General features: G+C 72.1%; 5 protein-coding genes. 4 read left to right on the top strand and 1 reads right to left on the bottom strand.

All coding sequences use genetic code 11. The annotated features are described in order from the left end of the window. Positions 1–60: 60 nt before the first annotated feature. From ybgF to glmM, 4 genes are all read left to right on the top strand, one after another. Positions 61–1,029 carry a tol-pal system protein YbgF gene (gene ybgF / locus AX737_RS05290; RefSeq protein ID WP_066919574.1) on the top strand — a complete coding sequence of 323 codons (969 nt, stop codon included), beginning with the start codon at positions 61–63 and terminating at the stop codon, positions 1,027–1,029. A 98-nt stretch (positions 1,030–1,127) separates the two neighbouring features. After that, a complete protein-coding gene (gene tilS, locus AX737_RS05285; protein ID WP_082772895.1) occupies positions 1,128–2,036 on the top strand; it encodes a tRNA lysidine(34) synthetase TilS in 909 nt (302 codons plus the stop codon). Positions 2,037–2,117: 81 nt separating this feature from the next. Then, entirely contained in the window at positions 2,118–4,040 is a 1,923-nt protein-coding gene (gene ftsH, locus AX737_RS05280) for an ATP-dependent zinc metalloprotease FtsH (protein ID WP_066919570.1), read from the top strand. 182 nt (positions 4,041–4,222) lie between these two features. Then, a complete protein-coding gene (gene glmM, locus AX737_RS05275) occupies positions 4,223–5,563 on the top strand; it encodes a phosphoglucosamine mutase (RefSeq protein WP_066919568.1) in 1,341 nt (446 codons plus the stop codon). 157 nt (positions 5,564–5,720) lie between these two features. Here glmM and AX737_RS05270 read toward each other — a convergent pair whose 3' ends face one another. Further along, positions 5,721–6,347 carry a hypothetical protein gene (locus tag AX737_RS05270; RefSeq protein ID WP_066919576.1) on the bottom strand — a complete coding sequence of 209 codons (627 nt, stop codon included), beginning with the start codon at positions 6,345–6,347 and terminating at the stop codon, positions 5,721–5,723. Between the last annotated feature and the right edge of the window lie 15 nt (positions 6,348–6,362).

Here is a 6,362-nt window from a genome sequence, read left to right as displayed (position 1 = left end):
CACCACGAACTCGGAGGCGTCCTGGGACGCGGCCTGCCGCAACGTCCGGTGCCGACATCCATGCTCCGCCGCCTCCTGCTCTCGACCTCGCTCATCCTCGCCACCGCGCTGCCGGCCGCGTCCCAGGACGCCTCCGAGTTCGTGGTGCGCCTCGGCCGGCTGGAGAACCAGTCGCGGATGATGGCCGGGCAGATCGAGACGCTCCAGTACGAGAACCGCCAGCTCAAGGAGCAGCTGCGCAAGTTCCAGGAGGACGTGGAGTACCGGCTGAACGAGAAGAGCGGGGCCAAGCCCGCGCCGTCGGGCAATACGGGCCCGGTCAACGGCACGAATCCCGGTGCGGGCAAGCCCCAGAAGCGCGGCGACGCCTTCGACCCCGACCAGAACCCCGGCCGGCCCGGCGCCCCGCGCCAGCTCGGCTCCACCGAGCCCTCCGCGCCGATCGCCGCTCCGCCCGCCGCGCAGCAGCCCGCGCCGGTCGCGCGCCGCATGCCCCAGGGCGCGATCGACGAGGCCGAGGAGGCCGAGGCCGCCGCTCCGGGCTACGACGAGCCCGTCGATCTCGCGCCGCCCGGCCGTGTGGGGACCACCGGTGCCCTGCCGAACCGCCCGAGCGCGAGCGTGGCCGCGACCGGTTCGGGCGATGCCCGCTCGGACTACGAGGCCGCTTTCGCCAACATCCAGGCCCGCCGCTACGAGCAGGCCGAGATGGACCTGCGCCAGTTCATCCAGTCGCACCCGCGCGACACCCACGTGCCGGCCGCCACCTACTGGCTCGGCGAGAGCTACCTGCAGCGCAACCGCAACCGTGAGGCGGCCGAGCAGTTCCTGAAGGTCTCGACAGACTACGCCCGGTCGCCGCAGGCGCCGGAAGCGATGCTGAAGCTCGGCGTCTCGCTCAACGCGCTCGGCGCCCGCGAGCAGGCCTGCGCCACGCTGGCCGAGCTGGAGCGCAAGTTCCCCGCCGCCGGCCAGGGCGTGCGCCAGGGCGTGGCGCGCGAGCAGAAGCGCGCCCGCTGCACCGCTTGAGCCGCGAGGGGGGCGACGCCCTCCTGGCGGCGCTCGCGCCGCACCTGACCCAACCCTGCCTGCTCGCCGTCTCGGGGGGCCCGGATTCGACGGCCCTGATGCACGCCGCCGCCGCCGCGCGCGGGCCCGCCGCCCTCCATGCCGCGACGGTCGATCACGGCCTCCGGCCCGAGGCGCGGGACGAGGCGGAGGCGGTCGCCCGCCAAGCCGGCGCCCTCGGCATCCCTCACACCATCCTGACCTGGTCCCCTCGCGGCCCGCATCCCGGAACCGGCATCCAGGCCGCGGCGCGCGCGGCGCGCTACCGACTGCTCGCGGCACACGCCACGGAGGTCGGCGCCGCGCGGCTCCTCACGGCCCACACCCGAGACGACCAGGCCGAGACGGTATTGATGCGGCTCTGTGCCGGCAGCGGCCCGGCCGGGCTCGCCGGGATGCGGCCCGAGCGGGACCTCGGCGCCGGGCTGACGCTCGCCCGGCCCTTCCTCCGCCTCGCCAAGGCGTCCCTTGTGGCGTGGTGCGACGCCCGCGGCATCGCCTACCTCCGCGACCCTTCGAACCAGGACGAGCGATTCGCCCGGGCCCGGCTGCGGCGGATGCTCCCGCTCCTCGCCGCCGAGGGCCTGACCGTCGAGCGCCTCGTCCGGCTCGCCGAGCGAGCCGCCCGCGACGACGCGGCGCTCGACCGGTTGGCCGCGGACGCGCTCGCCCGCCTCACGCGGGCCGGTGAGGGCGTGATCGACGGCCGTGCCCTCGCAGTCCTCCCGGAGGCGATCGCCCTGCGGGTGCTCGACCGCGCGCTCGACCGGGCCGGCGCACGGCCGGGGCGCCTCGAGCGCCTGGAGCGCCTCGCCGACGCGCTTCTGTCCGCGCTCCGGGAGGGCCGACCGCAGCGCCGTACCTTCCGCGGCTTCCTGATCGCGGCCGATCCGCAGGGGACGATCCGGCTCGCTCCGGCGCCCCCGCGGGCCGCGATCCGCGGCGACGACTTACTTGGCAACGGATAGGCCTCTGCCTACATTGGGCGCTGAGTGCCGGATCGCCCGCAGCGCCGGGCGAGGGGGCCCGCACTCGCTAAGGAATGGTCGATGAACCCGAATTTTCGCAATTTTGCCTTGTGGGTCGTCATCTTCCTGCTCGTGCTCGCCCTCGTGACCCTGTTCCAGAACCCGGGTCATCGTGGCGGCGGTAGCGAGATCGCCTACAGCCAGCTTCTGAACGATGCCGATGCCGGCAAGATCCAGTCGGTGGTGATCTCGGGGCAGGATGTCAGCGGCACCTACGTGGGCGGCGGCAACTTCACCAGCTACGCGCCGAACGACCCGAGCCTCGTCTCGAAGCTCCAGGGCAAGGGCGTGCAGATCACGGCCCGGCCCCCGTCCGACAACACGCCCTGGTTCATCCAGCTTCTCGTGAGCTGGCTGCCGATCCTCGTCTTCATCGGCGCCTGGATCTTCCTGTCGCGCCAGATGCAGTCCGGCGCCGGGCGCGCCATGGGCTTCGGCAAGTCGAAGGCCAAGCTCCTGAACGAGGCGCACGGGCGCGTCAGCTTCGACGACGTCGCGGGCGTGGAGGAAGCCAAGGAGGATCTCCAGGAAATCGTCGAGTTCCTGCGCGACCCCCAGAAGTTCCAGCGCCTCGGCGGCCGCATCCCGCGCGGCGTGCTCCTCGTCGGCCCCCCCGGCACGGGTAAGACGCTCATCGCCCGTGCGGTCGCCGGCGAGGCCAACGTGCCGTTCTTCACGATCTCCGGCTCGGACTTCGTCGAGATGTTCGTCGGCGTCGGCGCCTCTCGCGTGCGCGACATGTTCGAGCAGGCCAAGAAGAACGCGCCCTGCATCATCTTCATCGACGAGATCGACGCGGTCGGTCGCCATCGCGGCGCCGGCCTCGGCGGCGGCAACGACGAGCGCGAGCAGACCCTGAACCAGCTCCTCGTCGAGATGGACGGCTTCGAGGCCAATGAGGGCGTCATCATCATCGCGGCGACGAACCGTCCCGACGTGCTCGACCCGGCGCTGCTCCGTCCCGGCCGCTTCGACCGCCAGATCATGGTGCCGAACCCGGACGTCACAGGCCGCGAACGCATCCTGCGCGTCCACGTGCGCAAGGTGCCGCTGGCCCCCGACGTCGACCTCAAGACCATCGCGCGCGGCACCCCGGGCTTCTCGGGCGCCGACCTGATGAACCTCGTGAACGAATCGGCTCTTCTCGCGGCCCGTCGCGGAAAACGCATCGTCACGATGCACGAGTTCGAGGACGCGAAGGACAAGGTGATGATGGGGGCGGAGCGCCGCACCCTGGTCATGACCGAGGACGAGAAGCGGCTCACCGCCTACCACGAGGGCGGCCACGCCATCGTCGCCTTCAACGTGCCGGCGACCGATCCCGTCCACAAGGCGACGATCATCCCGCGGGGCCGGGCGCTCGGCATGGTCATGCAGCTCCCTGAGCGCGACAAGCTCTCGATGAGCTACGAGCAGATGACCTCGCGGCTGGCCATCATGATGGGCGGGCGCATCGCCGAGGAGATGATCTTCGGCCCCGAGAAGGTCACTTCGGGCGCGCAGTCGGATATCGAGCAGGCCACGCGGCTCGCCAAGATGATGGTCACGCGCTGGGGCTTCTCTCCCGAGCTCGGCACCGTCGCCTACGGGGACAACAACGACGAGGTCTTCCTCGGCATGTCGATGGGCCGGCAGCAATCGGTCTCTGAAGCCACCGCGCAGACGATCGACGCGGAGGTGCGCCGCCTCGTCGAGGCGGGCCTGGAGGAGGCGCGCCGGATCCTCGCGGAGCGCAAGGACGACCTCGAATGCCTCGCGCAGGGCCTGCTCGAGTACGAGACCCTGAGCGGCGACGAGATCCGCAATCTGCTGAAGGGCCAGCCCCCGGTCCGCGACGGCGGCGACGTGCCGCCGACGCCTGCCCGCGGCTCCTCCGTCCCCTCCGCCGGCCGCGGCCGGCCGCGGGAGAACGACGGCGGGCTCGAGCCGCAGCCGCAGGGCTGACGAACCGGGTCCGCTCACGGACAGCGACATCAAAAGGGCGCCTTCGGGCGCCCTTTCCTTTGGGAGGACAGGTGGGTGGCCACACGCGGCCGTTCACCCTGAATCGCAATCCATCGACCGGGCACGGCCGGGATCCGGTACCGTGCGCGTTCAGGAATCCGGTCGCTTGCGCGGAGTAGGACGTGCGGAAATATTTCGGGACCGACGGCATCCGGGGGCGGGCCAACGGTGTGATCACGCCCGAGCTGGCGCTGAAGGTCGGCCAGGCGGCGGGCCTCGTCTTCCAGCGCGGCGACCACCGCCACCGCGTCGTCATCGGCAAGGACACGCGGCTGTCCGGCTACATGATCGAGACCGCGCTGGTGGCGGGCTTCACCTCGGTCGGCATGGACGTGCTGCTGCTCGGCCCCGTGCCGACGCCGGCCGTGGCCATGCTGACCCGTTCCATGCGGGCGGATCTTGGGGTGATGATCTCGGCCTCGCACAACCCGTTCGAGGACAACGGAATCAAGCTGTTCGGGCCTGACGGCTTCAAGCTCAACGACGAGGTGGAGCGCGAGATCGAGGCGTTGATCGACGGCGACCGCAACAAGAAGCTCGCGGGCGCGAACGACCTCGGCCGCGCCAAGCGCATCGAGAGCGTGCACGCCCGCTACATCGAGTTCGCCAAGCGGACCCTGCCGCGCCACGTCACCCTCGACGGCCTGCGCGTGGTGGTCGATTGCGCCAACGGCGCCGGTTACCGCGTCGCGCCCGAGACCCTGTGGGAACTCGGCGCCGAGGTGATCGCGATCGGCACCGAGCCGGACGGCTTCAACATCAACCGGGCGGTGGGATCCACGGCGCCCGCGGCCCTGGTCGACATGGTGCGCGAGCGGCGGGCCGACATCGGCATCGCGCTCGACGGCGACGCCGACCGGGTGCTCATCGTGGACGAGAAGGGGCAGGTGGTGGACGGCGACCAGCTCATGGCGGTGGTCGCCCGCTCGTGGAAGGAGGACGCGCTGCTGGCCCAGCCCGGCATCGTGGCCACCATCATGTCCAATCTCGGCCTGGAACGGTACCTGGGCGGCCTCGGCCTCTCGCTGGCGCGGACCGCGGTCGGGGACCGCTACGTGCTGGAGCACATGCGTGAGCACGGCTACAACCTCGGCGGCGAGCAGTCCGGCCACATCATCATGTCGGACTACACCACGACCGGCGACGGCCTGGTGGCGGCGCTCCAGCTCCTCAGCGTCGTGCAGCGCCAGAACCGGCCGGTGAGCGAGGTCTGCCACTGCTTCGATCCGCTGCCGCAGATCCTGAAGAACGTCCGCTACCGCTCGGGCGAGCCGCTACGCCAGGACAGCGTGGTCACGGCCATCGAGCACGCCCGCGAGCGTCTCGGCAATGCCGGCCGCCTCGTGATCCGGCCCTCGGGCACCGAGCCGGTGATCCGCGTCATGGCGGAAGGCGACGACCGGGAACTGGTCAACGAGGTGGTGGACGAGGTGGTGGACGCCGTCGCGAAGGCCGCCGCGTAGAGCCGTTCCCGATCGCGTCGCCATCGGGAACGGCTCCGACCTCCTGTCGTGACGCGCTCTCTTGCGCCGAACCGGCATCCACTCCGGCGCGAGAGCGCTCTGGCCGGCCTGTCGGCTCGCGACGGGCGGACCACCGTCGCGAGGCCGTGGACGCGCCTCAGACCTCCACGATGACGCGGTTCGGCAGTTCGTCGACCGCGTCCGGCCCGGCCGGCACGTGCTCGGCGAGGCAGGCGCCCAGGCGCTCGACCGCCTGGGTCAGGCCCGCCTCGATCTCGCCGCGGGCGAGCGCCGCGGTCAGCTCGGAGAGGGTGCCGCACCAGGATTGCGAGCCGACGCGGGCCACGATGCCGGCGTCGGCCACGATCTCGGCGTGGTGCTCGGCCAGCGCCACGTAGAGGAGGAGCCCTGTCCGGGCGCGCGTTCGGTCGAGCCCGCGCGCGTGGAAGGCGCGCACCGCCGCATCCCGCGCCCGGGCTCGCCGTACGGGACGCGGCACCAGGGCGAGGCGCAGCCGCTCGCTGAGGCCGGCGGCCAGCAGGCAGGCCACGAAGGCGCCCTGGGCGAGCAGGATCGTGGCCACGCTCCACCGCGTCAGCCAGAGCAGGAGCCACGGCAGGACGAGGCCGCCCACGAGGGCCGCCGCCAGCGGCGCCGAGCGGTAGAGCCCGGCGCGCGCGCTCACCAGCACCACGATCTCGCCGGCGGTGCCGCTCTCCGCGCGGGCCACCGCCTCGGCGATGCGGGCGCGCGCCGCCCGGGACAGGCCGACCTCACCAGTCACCGGACGCTCCTCCAC

Source organism: Methylobacterium sp. CCH5-D2 (assembly GCF_001556475.1).
Lineage (GTDB): Bacteria > Pseudomonadota > Alphaproteobacteria > Rhizobiales > Beijerinckiaceae > Methylobacterium > Methylobacterium hispanicum.
The sequence above is the reverse complement of the archived record's forward strand: the minus strand, read 5'-3'. Positions and strand labels throughout refer to the sequence as shown.

Bases quoted from the DNA above. Each gene is read 5' to 3' on its own strand.
- ybgF (WP_066919574.1), top strand. From the start codon at position 61: ATGCTCCGCCGCCTCCTGCTCTCGACCTCGCTCATCCTCGCCACCGCG.
- tilS (WP_082772895.1), top strand. From the start codon at position 1,128: ATGCACGCCGCCGCCGCCGCGCGCGGGCCCGCCGCCCTCCATGCCGCG.
- ftsH (WP_066919570.1), top strand. From the start codon at position 2,118: ATGAACCCGAATTTTCGCAATTTTGCCTTGTGGGTCGTCATCTTCCTG.